17 protein-coding genes and 1 tRNA gene are annotated in these 15,925 nt (G+C 71.6%); 11 read left to right on the forward strand and 7 right to left on the reverse strand.

Features of this window, described 5'->3' with window-relative positions; genetic code table 11:
* Positions 1-221 precede the first annotated feature (221 nt).
* The 5 genes from ampD to ACPOLB_RS12435 are packed head-to-tail and all read right to left on the reverse strand — an operon-like array spanning position 222 to position 5,253.
* A complete protein-coding gene (gene ampD, locus ACPOLB_RS12415; protein ID WP_425261677.1) occupies positions 222-806 on the reverse strand; it encodes a 1,6-anhydro-N-acetylmuramyl-L-alanine amidase AmpD in 585 nt (194 codons plus the stop codon).
* An 8-nt stretch (positions 807-814) separates the two neighbouring features.
* Positions 815-2,281 carry a sigma-54-dependent transcriptional regulator gene (locus tag ACPOLB_RS12420; protein WP_425261678.1) on the reverse strand — a complete coding sequence of 489 codons (1,467 nt, stop codon included), beginning with the start codon at positions 2,279-2,281 and terminating at the stop codon, positions 815-817.
* Positions 2,282-2,311: 30 nt separating this feature from the next.
* The gene (locus ACPOLB_RS12425) at positions 2,312-4,207 is read right to left on the reverse strand and encodes a sensor histidine kinase (protein WP_425261679.1); all 1,896 of its coding nucleotides are present in this window, start codon (positions 4,205-4,207) and stop codon (positions 2,312-2,314) included.
* Positions 4,188-4,427: a PP0621 family protein gene (locus tag ACPOLB_RS12430; RefSeq protein WP_425261680.1), complete on the reverse strand. Its 240-nt coding sequence runs from the start codon at positions 4,425-4,427 to the stop codon at positions 4,188-4,190. The genes ACPOLB_RS12425 and ACPOLB_RS12430 overlap by 20 nt, the downstream gene beginning before the upstream one ends.
* A gap of 7 nt (positions 4,428-4,434) precedes the next feature.
* Positions 4,435-5,253, reverse strand: a complete 819-nt coding sequence (locus ACPOLB_RS12435) for a cytochrome C assembly family protein (RefSeq protein ID WP_425261681.1) — start codon at positions 5,251-5,253, stop codon at positions 4,435-4,437.
* A 50-nt stretch (positions 5,254-5,303) separates the two neighbouring features.
* On the opposite strand from ACPOLB_RS12435, the gene ffh reads away from it, so the two are divergent.
* Together ffh and ACPOLB_RS12445 are read left to right on the forward strand one after the other, a co-directional pair.
* Positions 5,304-6,659: a signal recognition particle protein gene (ffh, locus tag ACPOLB_RS12440; protein WP_425261682.1), complete on the forward strand. Its 1,356-nt coding sequence runs from the start codon at positions 5,304-5,306 to the stop codon at positions 6,657-6,659.
* 156 nt (positions 6,660-6,815) lie between these two features.
* The gene (locus tag ACPOLB_RS12445) at positions 6,816-7,517 is read left to right on the forward strand and encodes a DUF2726 domain-containing protein (RefSeq protein WP_425261683.1); all 702 of its coding nucleotides are present in this window, start codon (positions 6,816-6,818) and stop codon (positions 7,515-7,517) included.
* A gap of 27 nt (positions 7,518-7,544) precedes the next feature.
* Here ACPOLB_RS12445 and ftsY read toward each other — a convergent pair whose 3' ends face one another.
* Entirely contained in the window at positions 7,545-8,603 is a 1,059-nt protein-coding gene (gene ftsY / locus ACPOLB_RS12450; protein ID WP_425261684.1) for a signal recognition particle-docking protein FtsY, read from the reverse strand.
* 38 nt (positions 8,604-8,641) lie between these two features.
* Between ftsY and ACPOLB_RS12455 the strand changes: the two genes are divergently transcribed.
* The 3 genes from ACPOLB_RS12455 to miaB all read left to right on the forward strand — a co-directional run bounded on the left by ACPOLB_RS12455 (position 8,642) and on the right by miaB (position 10,629).
* A tRNA-Met gene (locus ACPOLB_RS12455) sits at positions 8,642-8,718 on the forward strand.
* Positions 8,719-8,842: 124 nt separating this feature from the next.
* On the forward strand, positions 8,843-9,241 hold the full coding sequence (locus tag ACPOLB_RS12460; RefSeq protein ID WP_425261685.1) for a hypothetical protein: 399 nt from the start codon (positions 8,843-8,845) through the stop codon (positions 9,239-9,241).
* The gene (gene miaB, locus ACPOLB_RS12465) at positions 9,238-10,629 is read left to right on the forward strand and encodes a tRNA (N6-isopentenyl adenosine(37)-C2)-methylthiotransferase MiaB (protein WP_425261686.1); all 1,392 of its coding nucleotides are present in this window, start codon (positions 9,238-9,240) and stop codon (positions 10,627-10,629) included. The genes ACPOLB_RS12460 and miaB overlap by 4 nt, the downstream gene beginning before the upstream one ends.
* Here the strand turns inward: miaB and ACPOLB_RS12470 are convergent.
* Entirely contained in the window at positions 10,589-10,870 is a 282-nt protein-coding gene (locus ACPOLB_RS12470) for a hypothetical protein (RefSeq protein WP_425261687.1), read from the reverse strand. The genes miaB and ACPOLB_RS12470 overlap by 41 nt on opposite strands.
* A gap of 93 nt (positions 10,871-10,963) precedes the next feature.
* On the opposite strand from ACPOLB_RS12470, the gene hemA reads away from it, so the two are divergent.
* From hemA to ACPOLB_RS12500, 6 genes are all read left to right on the forward strand, one after another.
* Positions 10,964-12,262: a glutamyl-tRNA reductase gene (gene hemA, locus ACPOLB_RS12475; protein ID WP_425261688.1), complete on the forward strand. Its 1,299-nt coding sequence runs from the start codon at positions 10,964-10,966 to the stop codon at positions 12,260-12,262.
* 62 nt (positions 12,263-12,324) lie between these two features.
* The gene (gene prfA / locus ACPOLB_RS12480; RefSeq protein ID WP_425261689.1) at positions 12,325-13,419 is read left to right on the forward strand and encodes a peptide chain release factor 1; all 1,095 of its coding nucleotides are present in this window, start codon (positions 12,325-12,327) and stop codon (positions 13,417-13,419) included.
* Entirely contained in the window at positions 13,409-14,236 is an 828-nt protein-coding gene (gene prmC / locus ACPOLB_RS12485) for a peptide chain release factor N(5)-glutamine methyltransferase (RefSeq protein WP_425261690.1), read from the forward strand. The genes prfA and prmC overlap by 11 nt, the downstream gene beginning before the upstream one ends.
* Positions 14,237-14,397: 161 nt before the next feature.
* Positions 14,398-14,946 (forward strand): hypothetical protein, encoded by a 549-nt coding sequence (locus ACPOLB_RS12490; RefSeq protein WP_425261691.1) that lies wholly within the window; start codon positions 14,398-14,400, stop codon positions 14,944-14,946.
* Positions 14,947-15,035: 89 nt separating this feature from the next.
* Complete coding sequence (gene grxD / locus ACPOLB_RS12495; RefSeq protein WP_425261692.1) at positions 15,036-15,350, forward strand: Grx4 family monothiol glutaredoxin; 315 nt, start codon at positions 15,036-15,038, stop codon at positions 15,348-15,350.
* Between the two features lies 1 nt (position 15,351).
* Positions 15,352-15,918: a UbiX family flavin prenyltransferase gene (locus ACPOLB_RS12500; protein WP_425261693.1), complete on the forward strand. Its 567-nt coding sequence runs from the start codon at positions 15,352-15,354 to the stop codon at positions 15,916-15,918.
* The last annotated feature ends 7 nt before the right edge of the window (positions 15,919-15,925 follow it).

Here is a 15,925-nt window from a genome sequence, read left to right on the forward strand (position 1 = left end):
CACGAGATTATCACGAAGGGCCACTATATCTGGGGTGCCCACCCCCAGCAAGGCACTACGGGTAGTGTCTCGTCCGGACCTTCCCCGATGCAGCGGAAGGCACGTCCGCACCCCGCGCACCACCCGCCGCCGCGGCATGCCGCATGGTGCGTGATGCTGCGCTGCGCGGGCCCCGCAGCATCAGGCCTGCGGCGGCAAAGCGCCCGTCAGGCCAGCAGGCATCAGGTGCCGGCGGGCGATGCAAACGGCAGGTGCGGCCTGCGCCGGCGCAGCAGCGCGCGCAACCGCACCCAGTCGAAGCCCGCGCCGGGGTCGTGCTTGCGCCCGGGTGCCACGTGTTCGTGGCCCACGGCCTCGCCGATGGGGTAGCGCGCAGCCAACACCCGCAGCAGCCGCGCCAGTTGCACGTACTGCGCGGGTTCGAAGGCCCCGCCTTCCAGGCCCTCGAGCTCGATGCCGATGGAGTGGTCGTTGCAGTTCTCGCGCCCGCGCCAGGCGGAACGGCCCGCGTGCCAGGCGCGCTCGTCGCACGACACGAACTGCAGCAGGCTGCCATCGCGCCGCACCACGAAGTGGGCCGACACCTCGAGCCCGCGGATCGACGCGAAGTACGGGTGGGCCGACCAGTCGAGCCGGTTGGTGAACAGGCGCTCGATCGCATCGCCGCCGTACTCGCCGGGCGGCAGGCTGATGGAGTGCAGGATGGCCAGCGACACCGGCACGCCCGCGGGCCGCGGGCCGCAGTTCGGCGACGGGCAGGCGCGCGCCGCCGACCACCAGCCGCCGCGCCAGCGTGTCGCGCCCATGCCGCGCCTCAGGGCGTGTCGCCGCCGTCGGCCGTGCCGATGCCCAGCCGCGCCATGCGGTAGCGCATCTGGCGCAGCGACAGCCCCAGGCTCGCGCCGGCCGCGGTGCGGTTGTAGCGGTGCCGCTCCAGCGCACGTTCGAGGATGTCGCGCTCGACGCTGTCGAGATAGCCTGCCAGGTCGGTGGGCAGCGGGGCGGGGGCGGCGTCGGCCGCCGGCGCGGCGGCGGGCACCGGCACGCGATCGAGGTCCGCAGCCTCGCTGTCGGTGAACGCGACGTCGGGCAGGCCGAGGTCGCCGCGTTCGATGACGCTGCTGCCGGCCAGCGCCACGGCGCGGTGCAGCAGGTTCTCGAGCTCGCGCACGTTGCCGGGGAAGGCATAGCGCAGCAGGTGCTCCATCGCGGCGGCCGACAACGTGGGCACCGGCGAGACGCCTGCATCGGCAGCGATGCGCTCGAGCACCGCGCCGCAGATCGCCGGCAGGTCGCCCAGCCGCTCGCGCAGCGGCGGCACGACGATCTGGATGACGTTCAGGCGGTAGTACAGGTCCTGGCGGAAGCGTCCGCCCTGCACCTCGGCACCGAGGTCCTTGTGCGTGGCGCTGACGATGCGCACGTTCACCGACTGCTCGGCCGTGGCGCCGATGGGCCGCACCGCACGTTCCTGGACCACGCGCAGCAGCTTGCTCTGCATCGCCAGCGGCAGGTCGCCGATCTCGTCGAGGAACAGCGTGCCGCCCTGCGCCGCCTGGAAGAAGCCCTCGCGGTCCTCGTTGGCGCCGGTGAAGGCCCCCTTGCGGTAGCCGAAGAACTCGGCCTCGAGCAGGTTCTCGGGGATGGCGCCGCAGTTCACTGCCACGAAGGGCATGGCGCCGCGCGGCGAGACCTCGTGGATGGCGCGCGCCACCAGTTCCTTGCCCGTGCCCGACTCGCCGTGCACGAGCACCGGCGCCATGCTGCGCGCGACCTTGCCGACCAGCGCCCGCACCTGCTGCATCGCGCCGGAGGTGCCGGCCAGGCGGTCGAGCGCGCGGCGCGGGCCGGCGGGCTTGTGCTCGGGCACACGCGGGCGCACCGGCTCGGCGCCGGGCGCCGGCACGCTGCGGCCGAGCGCAGACGCCACGACGGCGCGGAACTGGCGCAGGTCGACCGGCTTCGTGAGGTAGTCGTAGGCGCCGGCCTTCAGCGCCTCGACCGCGTTCTCGGCCGAGCCGTAGGCGGTGATGACGATGCCCTTCTCGCCGCGGCCCGCATCTTCCAGCCGGCGCAGCAGGTCCAGGCCGCTGCCGTCGGGCAGCCGCATGTCGGTGATGACCAGGTTGAAGCGCGACGCGCCCAGCGCCTTCCAGGCCTCTTCGACCGTCTCCGCGCTCTCGACGTCGTAGCCCTCGCGCAGCAGCGTCAGCTCGTACAGCGTGCGCAGGTCGGGTTCGTCGTCGACGACCAGCAGGCGCAGGGGCGGGGTGGCGTTCACGGTGGGGCCTTCACGACGTCTAGTGGCGCGTCATGGCGTCAGCGGCAGCGGGGCATCGGCCGCGGCGAGCGCGCTGCGGCGCATCGTCACGAGGAACTCGTTGCGCGAGCGCTCCGAGGCCGGCAGGGCGCGGTATTCGATGCTGGCGCCATAGCGTTCGCAGAGTTCGCGGCAAATATACAGGCCGAGCCCGGTGCCGCGGCTGCGCGTGGAGAAGAAGGGTTCGAAGAGGAAGGGCTCGACGTCGGCGGCGATCGGCGGCCCGTCGCTGGCCACCGCCAGCTGCACCGTGCCGTCGTCGACGGCGGCCAGCCGCAGCAGGATGGCGCCCGACTCGGCGCTCGCATGCCGATGCGCGTTGTCGAGCAGGTTGACGAGCACGCGGCGCAGGTGCTCGCGGTCGAAGCGCACGCCGAGCGCCTGCGTCGGCAGCGCCACGCGCAGCCGGCTGCTGGCACCGAGCTGCAGCGCCACCGTGCGCGCCCACTCGGCGGCGGCGGCAGAGACTTCGGCCGTGGCGTCGATGGCACGTGGCAGCGGGGTATCGCCGGGCACCAGTTCCATCACGTCGTCGACGATGCGCTTCAGGCGTTCGGCGTTGTCGGCCACCATGCGCGCCAGGCGCTGCTGCGCCGGCGGCAGCTCGTCTTCCAGCAGCAGCGCATTGGCCTGCAGGATGGCGGCCAGCGGGTTGCGGATCTCGTGCGCGATGCCGGCCGACACGCGCCCCATCGCGGCCAGCTTCTCCTGGCGCAGGCGCGCCTGCGCCGTGCGCACGTCTTCCAGCAGCAGCACGCAGAACTGCTCGGCAGCACCCGCGGCAGCCTCGGCCGGCGGCACGAGCGCGCGGCTGCGCATGAAGCGCACGCGCATGCGCAGCGTGCGCTGGCGGCCGTCGTCGAAGCGCAGGCGCACCTCGCGGCCGGCCTCGGGCCAGTCATGTTCTTCCAGCGCACGGTCCACCGCCTGCGCCAGCTGTTCCCACGCCGGCCGCAACTGCAGCGCGAACGGCGCCGGCGGGCTCAGGCCTTCGTCGACGAGCAGCGCCCGCGCGGCCGGGTTGGCCGCACGCACGCGGGCGCGGCCGTCGACGACCAGCACGCCGTCGACCATCTCCTCGATCACCAGCCGGTTCAGCTGCGCCTGCTGCCGCGCGAGTTCCAGGCTGCCGCGGGCCGCGCGTTCCTCGCGCGACAGCCGCGCCGCCAGCTCGCCCGCCAGCAGCGCGATGACGAACAGGCCCAGCCCCGCCAGCCCCGACTGAAGCAGCGCCGTCGGCTGCTCGGCGCCGGCGAACTGGCCGCGCCAGGCAGCGAGCAGCAGCAGCAGCGTCACGCCCGCTGCCGTGCCCAGCGCCAGCACGCGCGGCGTCATCACGCCGGCCATCAGGACCGGCAGCACGAGCAGCGCGCCGTAGTTGAAGTTGGAGCCCGACTCCACCAGGTGCAGCGTGCCGAAGGCCAGCAGGTCGATGCCGATGGTCGCCAGCCACTGGCGGCGCCGCAGCCCCGGCTGCTGCAGCGGCGCGGTCAGCGGCTGGAAGCGCGGCAGCAGCCACAGCGTCACGGCCTGCACCGCGTAGGCCACGCAGACCAGGCTCAGCAGCAGCGTGCCGCGCGCGCCCATCAGGTTGCTGGCGCCCTGCGCCACCACCAGCGCCACGCCGAACGCCGCGCGGGCGGCTGCGTAGGTGCGGTAGATGCGCGCCAGCGCGCTGTCTTCGGCACCGATGACGCGGCGTGTCCAGTACTGCGCCAGCGTGCTGTCGCCGTCGCCGGCCGCGGGGGCCCAGCCCGGGGCGAAGGCGGAGTCGGCGCCGAACCAGGAGTCCTCGCCCTGCCGTCCCTGCGCGCGCCGGTCGGTGCGGCGCCGGTCGCCGCTGCGGCGGTCGGTGCCCGGCACCGACTCAGCGCGGTCCTGCGGCACGGTGCGCTTCGCTGCAGAACGGACGCTCGGCGGCGTCCTGCAGCGCGTCGGTCTGCGGCAGGTTCAGTCCGCAGTGCGCGCAGGCGACGATCTGCACCGGCAGCTGGCGAGTGTCGGCCTTCGGCGGGACGCTCGGCTTGCCTTGTCCACGGCCGCGCTGGCGCCCGAACATCAGCCACAACACGACGCCGACGACGGCGATGACGAGCAGGTACTTCATGCCGCGCTCACGCCGGCGGCCGGCCGAGCAGCACTTCGAACACGAAGCGCGTGCCGGCATACGCCAGCAGCAGCAGCACGGCACCGGCGTACAGCCAGCGCGTGGCCCGCCGCCCGCGCCAGCCGCGCAGCCGGCGGCCCAGCAGCAGCGCGGCGAACACCGCCCAGCCGAGCAGCGAGAACACGATCTTGTGGTCCCAGCGCCACTGCGCGGCCGTCACCGCGCCCAACACCAGCGTGGCCGTGAGCACGGCAAAGCCGGCCTCGACGAAGCGGAAGGTCAGCCGCTCGAGTTGCAGCAGGGGCATGCCGAACGCGCTGCCGGGCGTGCCGCTGCGCAGGCGCAGGCGGCGCTCGGCGGCGTCGAGCAGCACGCCGTGCAGCACGGCGGCACCGAACAGGCCGTACGACGCCACGCCCAGCACGAAGTGCAGCGGCGCCAGCGGCGACGCGTGCTGCCGCGGCTCGCCCGGAAAGGTGAGCGCGATCAGCACCGCCAGCGTGCCCGCCAGCGCCAGCCAGCGCCGCACCGCGGGCAGCGGCAGGAAGCGGCTCTCCACGGTGTGCACGGCCAGCACCAGCCACACGGTGATCGACAGCACCGGCGCGAAGCCCAGCCGCGCGCCCGGCTGCGACTGTCCCCAGCCGCCGATGTCCATGACGAGCAGCACGAAATGCAGGCACCAGCCCAGCACCAGCCCGGTCGCCGCCCAGCGCGCCAGGCCCTGCGCGGGAACGGTGGCGAGCATGTAGCCGGCCACCGCCAGCAGCGCCACGGCCAACGGTGCACCGCCGACGAGCAAGGGTGACGCAGTCGATAGAATCATGCCGACAGTGTACTTTTGCAGGCCGCGTTCGCCGGCCCTGCCGCACCCCGATGGCCTCGACCCTATCCGACCGCCTGTCACGGCTGGTCAAGACGATGCGTGGCCAGGCCCGCATCACCGAAGGCAACGTGCAGGACATGCTGCGCGAAGTGCGCATGGCCTTGCTCGAGGCCGACGTCGCGCTGCCGGTGGTGCGCGACTTCATCGCGCGGGTGAAGGACAAGGCGCTGGGCCAGGAGGTCGCGGGCTCGCTGAACCCCGGCCAGGCGCTGGTCGGCATCGTGCACAAGGAACTCGCCGCGACGATGGGCGCGGGCGTGTCGGACATCAACCTCGCCGCGCAGCCGCCGGCCGTCGTGCTGATGGCCGGCCTGCAGGGCTCGGGCAAGACCACCACCACCGCGAAGCTGGCCAAGCACCTGATCGAGAAGCGCAAGAAGAAGGTGCTCACCGTCTCGGCCGACGTCTACCGGCCTGCCGCCATCGAGCAGTTGAAGACCGTGACGGCGCAGGCTGGTGCCGAGTGGTACCCGTCCAGCGCGGCCGACAAGCCGCTGGACATCGCGATGGCCGCCCTGGACCACGCCAAACGTCACTATTTCGACGTGCTGCTCGTCGACACCGCCGGCCGCCTGGGCATCGACGAGGCCTTGATGGCCGAGATCAGCGCGCTGCACGCGGCGCTGAACCCGGTGGAGACGCTGTTCGTCGTCGACGCGATGCAGGGCCAGGACGCGGTCAACACCGCCAAGGCGTTCAAGGACGCGCTGCCGATCACCGGCGTCATCCTGACCAAGCTCGACGGCGACTCGCGCGGCGGTGCCGCGCTGTCGGTGCGGCAGATCACCGGCGCGCCGATCAAGTTCGCCGGCGTGTCCGAGAAGATCGACGGCCTGGAGGTCTTCGACGCCGACCGCCACGCCGGCCGCGTGCTGGGCATGGGCGACATCGTCGCGCTGGTCGAGGAAGTGCAGAAGGGCGTCGACCTGGCCTCGGCGCAGAAGCTGGCCGACAAGGTGAAGTCCGGCGGCGGTTTCGACCTCAACGACTTCCTGATGCAGATCAGCCAGATGAAGAAGATGGGCGGCCTGTCGGGGCTGATGGACAAGCTGCCCAGCCAGCTGACGGCCAAGGCCGCAGGCGCCGACATGGACAAGGCCGAGCGCGACGTGAAGCGCATGGAAGGCATCATCTGCGCGATGACGCCGCTGGAGCGGCGCAAGCCCGAGCTCATCAAGGCCAGCCGCAAGCGCCGCATTGCGGCCGGCGCAGGCGTGCAGGTGCAGGAGGTCAACCGGCTCCTGAACCAGTTCGACCAGATGCAGGGCATGATGAAGAAGATGAAGGGCGGCGGCCTGATGAAGATGATGAAGCGCATGGGCGGCATGCCCGGCATGCCGCGCTGAGCGCGCGGCACCACCGCCCGCAGCGTGCATTAGTTCACGCCGAATCCCCTGGCAGAGGGGCTGCGAAACAGCTCGACACGTGTGTCTTGATTCGCGCGTTGATCCTGGCTGGACCGTGCCGTAATTTGGGAACTCGGTCCCCAAAGCCTGCACGCCATGAACCTCCTCGACCCCACGTCTTCACCCGCCCTGGCCGCGGCGGTGGTGCTGCTGCTCACGCTGCTGGCCGTGCGGATGCGCCAGCGCCAGGGGCAGCGCCGCCAGCCCACGCGCGACAACCTCGACACCGTGCAAGGCTGGATGCCCGAATCGGCGCGCATCATGTCCATCCACGAGCGCCAGGCCTACGACCTGCTGCGCCGCGCGCTGCCGGGCTTCCTGGTGCTGGCGCAGGTGCCGCTGTCGCGCTTCCTGCGCGTGCCCACGCGCCACTCGTACAACGAATGGCTGCAGCGCGTGGGCTCGCTGAACGCCGACCTGCTGCTGTGCGATGCGGGCTCGCGCGTGCTGGCCGTGATCGACATCCGCGCGCCCGAGGAATCGAGCCGCAGTCGCCGCCGCCACGAGCGCCTGGCCCGCGTGCTGAAGGCGGCCGGCATCCGCGTCTACACCTGGCGCGAAGGCGACCTGCCCTCGCTGGCCGAAGTGCGCAGCACGATGGCCGCCGAGCTGGCACCGGCCCAGGCCGAGCCCAAGACCACGAACTCGCGGCCGATGCCGCTGATCCCGGTGGCCGACATCGAGGAAGTGCTGGCCGAAGGCGACCAGTTCAGCTACGACACCGCACTGGAGCCCGTGCCCTCGGGCTTCTACGAGGAAGAAGGCGACTCGGTACGCGGCCAGCTGGCGCGCGGCTGAACGGCCGCGCAGCGGCGCTGCCGGCCTTCAGCCCAGCAGCGCCTGCGCGAACTCGCGCGCGTCGAAGGTCTGCAGGTCCTCGACCCGCTCCCCCACGCCGACGAAGTAGACCGGGATCGTGCGCTGCTGCTCCACGCACCAGCGCGCGATGGCCGCCAGCACGCCACCCTTGGCCGTGCCGTCGAGCTTGGTCACGATCAGGCCCGTCAGTCCCAGCGCGGCGTCGAAGGCCTTCACCTGCGCCAGCGCGTTCTGGCCGGTGTTGCCGTCCACCACCAGCAGCACCTCGTGCGGCGCACCTTCCTGGGCCTTGCCAATGGTGCGCTGGATCTTCTTCAGCTCTTCCATCAGGTGCAGCTGCGTCGGCAGCCGCCCGGCGGTGTCGGCGATGACGACATCGCAGCCTCGGGCGCGCCCTGCGGTGACGGCATCGAAGGTCACGGCCGCAGGGTCGCCGCCTTGCTGGCTGACGATCTCGACACGGTTGCGGTCGGCCCACACCGCCAGCTGCTCGCGCGCCGCGGCGCGGAAGGTGTCGGCCGCGGCCAGCAGCACCTTCTGGTCGGCCTCGGCCAGGTAGCGCGTGAGCTTGCCGATGGTGGTGGTCTTGCCGGCGCCGTTGACGCCGGTGACCATGATCACCGTCGGACTCGCGGCGCCCACCACCAGCGGCCGCTGCAGCGGCTGCAGCAGCGCGGCCACGGCATCGGCGAGCAGGCCCTTCACGGCGGCGGGCTCGGTGGCCTTGCTGTCCTTCACGCGCCGCTTCAGGTCGTCGAGCAGGTACTGCGTGGCCGCCACGCCGGTGTCGGCCAGCAGCAGCGCCGACTCCAGGTCTTCGTAGAGCGCGTCGTCGATGCGCGTGCCGGTGAAGACCTGCGCGATGCTGCTGCCGGTCTTCTTCAGGCCCTGGCGCAGGCGGTCGATCCAGCGCGCACGCGGCTCGGCGACAGGCACTGCTTGCGGTGCTGCCACCTCGGGTTCGGCAGCGGCGGCGGCCACGGCCGGCACTGCCGCCGCCGCGGGCGTCAGGGGTTCCGCGGCCGGTGCAGGCGGCGGTGTCTTCTTCTTGAAAAAGCTGAACATGGAACTCCGGCGCAAGACGCCATATAATGCTGGGCTCAGGCGCTTTAGCTCAGCTGGTTAGAGCGACGGAATCATAATCCGCAGGTCCGGGGTTCAAATCCCTGAAGCGCCACCAAGAACAAGAACGCGGCATGCCCACAAGACATGCCGCAACACCGGGCCCGGGACGCAAGTCTCGGGCTTTTTGCTTTCGACCGCCGCCTTCCACCGCCCTTCTCCACAGCCCCTGGATCCACACCATGCTTCGCTGTGCACTTGCCGCAGTGGCCGCCTCGGCCCTGCTGACTGCCCTGCTGACCCCCCCGCCTGCCGCGGCGCAGGCGCCTCGCAACTTCCCGGCTTCCGCGCTGCGCGGGGACCTCGTGGTGGTGGCGCCGCCCGAGGTGCTGGTCAACGGCCAGCCCGCGCGCCTCGCGCCGGGTGCACGCATCCGCGGCGAGAACAACCTGCTGCAGGTCTCGGGCAGCCTCGCGGGGCAGCGCTGGATCGTGCACTACACGCGCGACCCGTCCGGCGCGCTGCTCGACGTCTGGGTGCTCACGCCCGCCGAACGCGCCAACCAGCCCTGGCCCGTGACGCCGGCCGAGGCCGCCACCTGGCGCTTCGATGCCGGCGCCCAGCGCTGGAGCCGGCCATGAGCGACACGCCGACGAAGAAGGTCTTCATCCGCACCTTCGGGTGCCAGATGAACGACTACGACTCCGACAAGATGGCCGACGTGCTGCGCGCCGCCGACGGCTACGAGCCGACCACCGATGTCGAGCAGGCCGACCTGATCCTCTTCAACACCTGCTCGGTGCGCGAGAAGGCCCAGGAGAAGGTGTTCAGCGACCTCGGCCGCGTCAAGCACCTGAAGAAGAAGGGCGTGCTGATCGGCGTCGGCGGCTGCGTCGCCAGCCAGGAGGGCGCCGCGATCATCGAGCGCGCGCCGTTCGTCGACATGGTGTTCGGCCCGCAGACGCTGCACCGGTTGCCGCAGATGATCGCCGCGCGCCAGGCCGAGCGCCGTCCGCAGGTCGACATCAGCTTCCCGGAGATCGAGAAGTTCGACCACCTGCCGCCGGCACGCGTCGACGGTGCCAGCGCCTTCGTCTCCATCATGGAAGGCTGCAGCAAGTACTGCAGCTACTGCGTCGTGCCCTACACGCGCGGCGAAGAGGTGCACCGGCCGTTCGAGGACGTGCTGACCGAGGTGGCGGGCCTGGCCGACCAAGGCGTCAAGGAAGTGACGCTTCTGGGCCAGAACGTCAACGCCTACCGCGGCGCGATGGGCAGCAGCGGCGAGATCGCCGACTTCGCGCTGCTGATCGAGTACGTGGCCGAGATCCCAGGCATCGAGCGCATCCGCTACACCACCAGCCACCCCAACGAGTTCACGCAACGGCTGATCGACGTCTACGCCCGCGTGCCGAAGCTGGTGAACCACCTGCACCTGCCGGTGCAGCACGGCAGCGACCGCATCCTGATGGCAATGAAGCGCGGCTACACCGCGATGGAATACAAGAGCACCATCCGCAAGCTGCGGGCGGTGCGGCCCGGCATCAGCCTGTCGTCGGACTTCATCGTCGGCTTCCCCGGCGAGACGGAAGACGACTTCGCGAAGATGATGAAGCTGATCGACGACGTCGGCTACGACAGCAGCTTCAGCTTCGTCTTCAGCAAGCGACCGGGCACGCCGGCCGCCGCGCTGCCCGACGACACGCCGCAGGCGCTGAAGCTGCAGCGGCTGCAGCAGTTGCAGGCCGCGATCGAGGAGAACGTGCGCCGCATCAGCGCCAGCCGCGTCGGCACGGTGCAGCGCATCCTGGTCGAGGGGCCGTCCCGCAAGAGCGCGGCCGAACTGATGGGCCGGACCGAGTGCAACCGCATCGTCAACTTCGACGGCGGACCGCAGGCGGCGCGGCTGGTGGGGCAGATGCTCGACGTGCGCATCACCGAAGCGCTGCCGCATTCGCTGCGCGGCAGCCTGGTGTTGCGCGATGGCCCTAGCGTTTCCCCGGAGCAAAACCCCGCCACCACAACGTGACGGCGCAAGCCAGCACCATCGCGGCGTAGGTGGCCATGCGGCCGTCCTGGCGGAACAGCACCAGGCCCGCCACCAGCACCGCCACGCTGGCCAGGGCGGCGTCGCGGGCCAGGCGCTTCCAGGGCACGGCCGCCAGTTCGCGCCGCCAGAGCAGCTTCGCACCAGCGGCCGACAACAAGCCCAGCAACACGCCAGGAAGCACGAAATTCAGCAGATGCCACAAGGCGTCCAACGGTCCCACGATTGACCTTCCCGTCCGTTCGGTCGAAGATGCCTTGACACCCGTCAAGGGCCGACGCAACCGAAACTGTCCAATAAATCTTACAATCTCACTGTGAGCGTCTTTGCCCTCGGGCTCAACCACACCACAGCCCCGCTCGATCTGCGCGGCAAGCTGGCCTTCGGCCCGGAGCAGCTCACACCGGCCCTGCGCGGCTTCCGCGAACGCCTGCAGCGCAGCATGCCCGAGGCGGCGCTGGTCTCCACCTGCAACCGCACCGAACTCTACGTCGCCGCCGACCCCAAGGCCGTGCACGAGCTGGTGCGCCCGGCGGTGGACTGGCTGGCCGAGCAGGGCGGCGTCAGCGGCAGCCAGCTGCAGACCTTCACCTACGTGCGCGAAGACCGCGACGCGGCGCGCCACGCCTTCCGCGTGGCCTCCGGCCTCGATTCGATGGTGCTGGGCGAGCCGCAGATCCTGGGCCAGATGAAGCAGGCCGTGCGCCAGGCCGACGAGGCCGGCACGCTGGGCACCACGCTGCACCAGTTGTTCCAGCGCAGTTTCTCGGTGGCCAAGGAAGTGCGCACCGCCACCGAGATCGGCGCGCACTCCATCAGCATGGCCGCGGCCGCGGTGCGGCTGGCGTCGCAGCTGTTCGAGGACCTCAAGGACATCCGCGTGCTGTTCGTCGGCGCCGGCGAGATGATCGAGCTGGTGGCCACGCACTTCGCGGCGCGCACGCCCAAGGGCATGGCCATCGCCAACCGCACGCTGGAGCGTGGCGAGCACCTGGCCGGCCGCTTCGGCGGCGAGGCGCTGCGCCTGGCCGACCTGCCGCAACGGCTGCACGAGTTCGACGCCGTCGTCTCCTGCACCGCCAGTTCGCTGCCCATCATCGGCCTGGGCGCCGTCGAGCGCGCGCTGAAGGCGCGCCGCAACCGCCCGATGTTCATGGTCGACCTGGCCGTGCCGCGCGACATCGAACCCGAAGTCGCGCAGCTGCGCGACGTCTACCTCTACACCGTCGACGACCTCTCGACGCTGGTGCAGAGCGCCGGCGAGAAGCGGCAGGCGGCGGTCGAGCAGGCCGAGGCCATCATCGATGCCGGCGTGCTGAGCTTCGCGCACTGGCTCGACCAGCGCGCCGCCGTGCCGCTGATCCAGGCCCTGAACCGCCAGGCCGAAGACTGGCGCGCCATCGAGATGCAGCGCGCACGCAAGATGCTCGCACGCGGCGAGTCGGTCGACGCCGTGCTGGAAGCGCTGACCCGCGGCCTCACGCACAAGATGCTGCACGGCACGCTGGCCGAACTGCACGCCGCCGACGGCGACGAACGCGAACAGCTCGCCACCACGGTGTCGCGCCTGTTCCTGCGCCAGAGCTCGCGCCACCCGAACGGCGAAGGCCGTTAGCTGCCGACCACCGCGCCCGGCCTTGCGGCAAGCAGGGCCGGGCGTTTCGCTTTTCGCACGCCATGAACGAGTCCCTGCGCCAACAATTCGAACGCCTCGCGCTGCGCCTGCACGAGCTCGACGCGCTGCTGGCCGACCCGCAGGTGTCGGCCGACATCAAGCGCTACCGCACGCTGTCGCGCGAACAGGCCGAGGCGGCCGACGTCGTCGGCCGCTACCGCCGCCACCAGCAGCGCGAGGCCGACCTCGCCGCCGCGCGCGCGATGCAGGCCACCGAGACCGATCCCGAGATGGCCGAGATGGCGCGCGAGGAGATCGCCGCGGCCGAGACCGACCTCGAACGCCTGCAGCGCGAGCTGCAGGCAGCGCTGATCCCGCGCGACCCCGACGACGAGCGCAACGCCTTCGTCGAGATCCGCGCCGGCACCGGCGGCGACGAGTCGGCGCTGTTCGCCGGCGACCTGGCGCGCATGTACACGCGCTTCTTCGAGCGCCAGGGCTGGCGTGTCGAGGTGCTGAGCCAGAGCGAGTCCGAACTCGGCGGCTACAAGGAACTGGTGCTGCGTGTCGAGGGCGACCGCGTCTTCGGCCAGCTGCGCTTCGAGTCGGGCGGCCACCGCGTGCAGCGCGTGCCGGCCACCGAGAGCCAGGGCCGCATCCACACCAGCGCCTGCACGGTGGCCGTGATGCCCGAGCCCGACGAGACGGAAGAGGTGCAGCTGAACCCGGCCGAGCTGCGCATCGACACCTTCCGTGCCAGCGGCGCCGGCGGGCAGCACGTCAACAAGACCGACAGCGCGATCCGCATCACCCACCTGCCCACGGGCCTGGTGGCGGAATGCCAGGACGACCGCAGCCAGCACCGCAACAAGGCCAAGGCCCTGGCCGTGCTGGCGGCGCGGCTGCGCGAGAAGGACCGCAGCGAGCGCGCGGCGAAGGAAGCCGCCACGCGCAAGAGCCTGATCGGCAGCGGCGACCGCAGCGACCGCATCCGCACCTACAACTTCCCGCAGGGCCGGCTCACCGACCACCGCATCAACCTCACGCTGTACAAGCTGGGCGCGGTGATGGACGGCGACCTGGCCGACGTGATCGCCGCGCTGCAGGCCGCGCGCGCGAGCGAGCAGCTGGCGCAGCTGGAGTCCGGTGGACACTGAGCTGCGCATCGCCGACGCGCTGGCCCGCGCGCGCGTGAGCGGCGTGGACCGGCTCGACGTGCAGCTGCTGCTGGCCCACCTGCTGCAGCGCAGCCGTGCCTGGCTGCTGGCGCACGACGACGCCGTGCTCGCGCCTGCGCAGGCTGCCGCGTTCGAAGCCGCGCTGGCGCGCCGGGCGGCGGGAGAGCCGCTGGCCTACATCGTTGGCGAGAAGGAATTCCACGGCCTCGCGCTGGCCGTGTCGCCGGCCGTGCTGGTGCCGCGCCCGGAAACCGAACTGCTGGTCGATTGGGCGCTGGAGCTGCTGGCCGGCCAGGCCGCACCGACCGTCGCCGACCTGGGCACTGGCAGCGGCGCCGTCGCGCTGGCCGTGCGGCACCGCTGCCCCGCCGCCCGCCTGACCGCCACCGACGCCAGCCCGGCGGCGCTGGCGGTGGCGCGCGCCAACGCCGAGCGGCTGGGCCTGCCGCTGCAGCTGGCCGCCGGCTCCTGGTGGCAGGCCCTGCCTGGGCAGGTCTTCGACCTGGTGCTGTCGAACCCGCCCTACATCGCCGGCGACGACCACCACCTGCCCGCGCTGGCCCACGAGCCACGCCAGGCCCTCACACCCGAGGGCGACGGCCTGCAGGCGCTGCGCGCCATCGTCGCCGGGGCACCGGACCATCTGCACGCCGGCGGCTGGCTGCTGCTGGAACACGGCTTCGACCAGGCCGGCGCCGTGCAGGCGCTGCTGGCGGCCGCCGGCTTCCAGACCATCGCCACACGCACCGATCTTGCCGGCCTGCCGCGCTGCACCGGCGGCCGCTGGCCGGGCTGATCCAGCCCGTCTTCCGCACGCTGTACACCCTGTTGCCAGCGCGCCGCAGCGAACGGCGGTTTTTCACGGCCTGGAGCACGCAAATGCGCCGCTGGCGTCGACATGGGATGCCACGGACGGCGCAGCGGGCGCATCATGAAGACTCGTTTCAGGAGCCTGCCATGCGTACCCGTGCTGCCCTGGTGTCTGCCGCCTGCTGCCTGCACACCGCGCTCGCCGCTGCCGGGCAGGGGCTGGCACTGCCGGACGAGCAGACGGTCTGGCCGCAGTGGCACGCCAGGCTCACGGTCGGCAACACGCAGCTGGCGCCGGTGTCGCTGCTGGACCGCCAGCCTGCCGCGGCGGGGCCGGCCGCAGGCACCACCACGAGCGCCGTGCTCGGCGACTACTACTTCGACGCACCCGGGCTGCGCCTGCCGGCCACGCTGGGCGGCCTGCGCGCCACCAGCGGGCTGCTGCAGACCGGCCTGCGCGGCCCGCGGCTGGGCGACGAGCCGGTCGACACGCAGCCCTACCTGGGCATCGGCTACACCGGCCTGGCGCTCAAGGGTGGCTGGGGCGTCACCGCCGACCTCGGCCTGGCGCTGGAGAATCCCGCCGCCGCCCGCGGCCTGGGCCGCGCGGTGTTCGGCAACCAGGGTTTCGACAGCGCCTGGCGCGACCTGCGGCTGTCTCCGGTGCTGCAGCTGGGCGTGCGCTACGCGTTCTGACGCAGCGCGGGCAACGCCCCGCCGCCGACCCGGGCAGGGCCCTTGGCTTATCCTCTGGGCTTCATAAGTCTTCCGAGGTGGGTCAGCCCATGAGCGACGTTCAACAGCGCATCGACGCATTGGTCAAGGGCAGCAAGGTCGTGCTGTTCATGAAGGGCACGGCCCAGTTCCCGCAGTGCGGCTTCTCCGGCCGCGCCGTGCAGGTGCTGAAGGCCTGCGGCGTCAACGACTTCAAGACCTTCAACGTGCTCGAGGACGAAGACGTGCGCCAGGGCATCAAGGACTACGCGCAGTGGCCCACGATCCCGCAGCTCTATGTCGACGGTGAATTCGTCGGCGGCTCGGACATCATGACCGAGATGTACCAGTCGGGCGAGCTGCAGCAGCTGCTGAACAAGGGCTGACGTGCCGGCGCAGCGGCTGGTCGTCGGCATCACCGGCGCCACGGGCGCGGTGTACGGCGTGCGGCTGCTGCAGCGCGCCCGCGAGCTGGGCGTGCAGACGCACCTGGTCGTGACCCCCGCCGGGGTCTTGAACGTGCACCACGAACTGGGCCTGGACCGGCGTGCGCTGGAGGCCCTGGCCGACCACGCCTACGCGCCCGGCGACGTGGGCGCCTGCGTGGCCAGCGGCAGCTTCGACACCGCGGCGATGGTGGTGGCGCCGTGCACGATGAAGACGCTGGGCGCCATCGCGCACGGGCTGTCGGACAACCTGCTCACGCGCGCGGCCGACGTCACGTTGAAGGAGCGCCGCCGCCTGCTGCTGATGGTGCGCGAGACACCGTTCAACCTGGCCCACCTGCGCAACATGACGGCGGCCACCGAGATGGGCGCGATCATCTTTCCGCCATTGCCGGCCTTCTACCACCGACCGGAGAGCATCGACGAGCTGGTTGCGGAGAGCGTCGAGCGCGTGCTGTCGCTGCTGCAGCTGCAGGGTGCGGCACCCAAGGCCTGGAACGGCCTGTAGGCCTCCA

This window comes from Rubrivivax soli, assembly GCF_049810355.1.
GTDB lineage: Bacteria > Pseudomonadota > Gammaproteobacteria > Burkholderiales > Burkholderiaceae_C > Rubrivivax.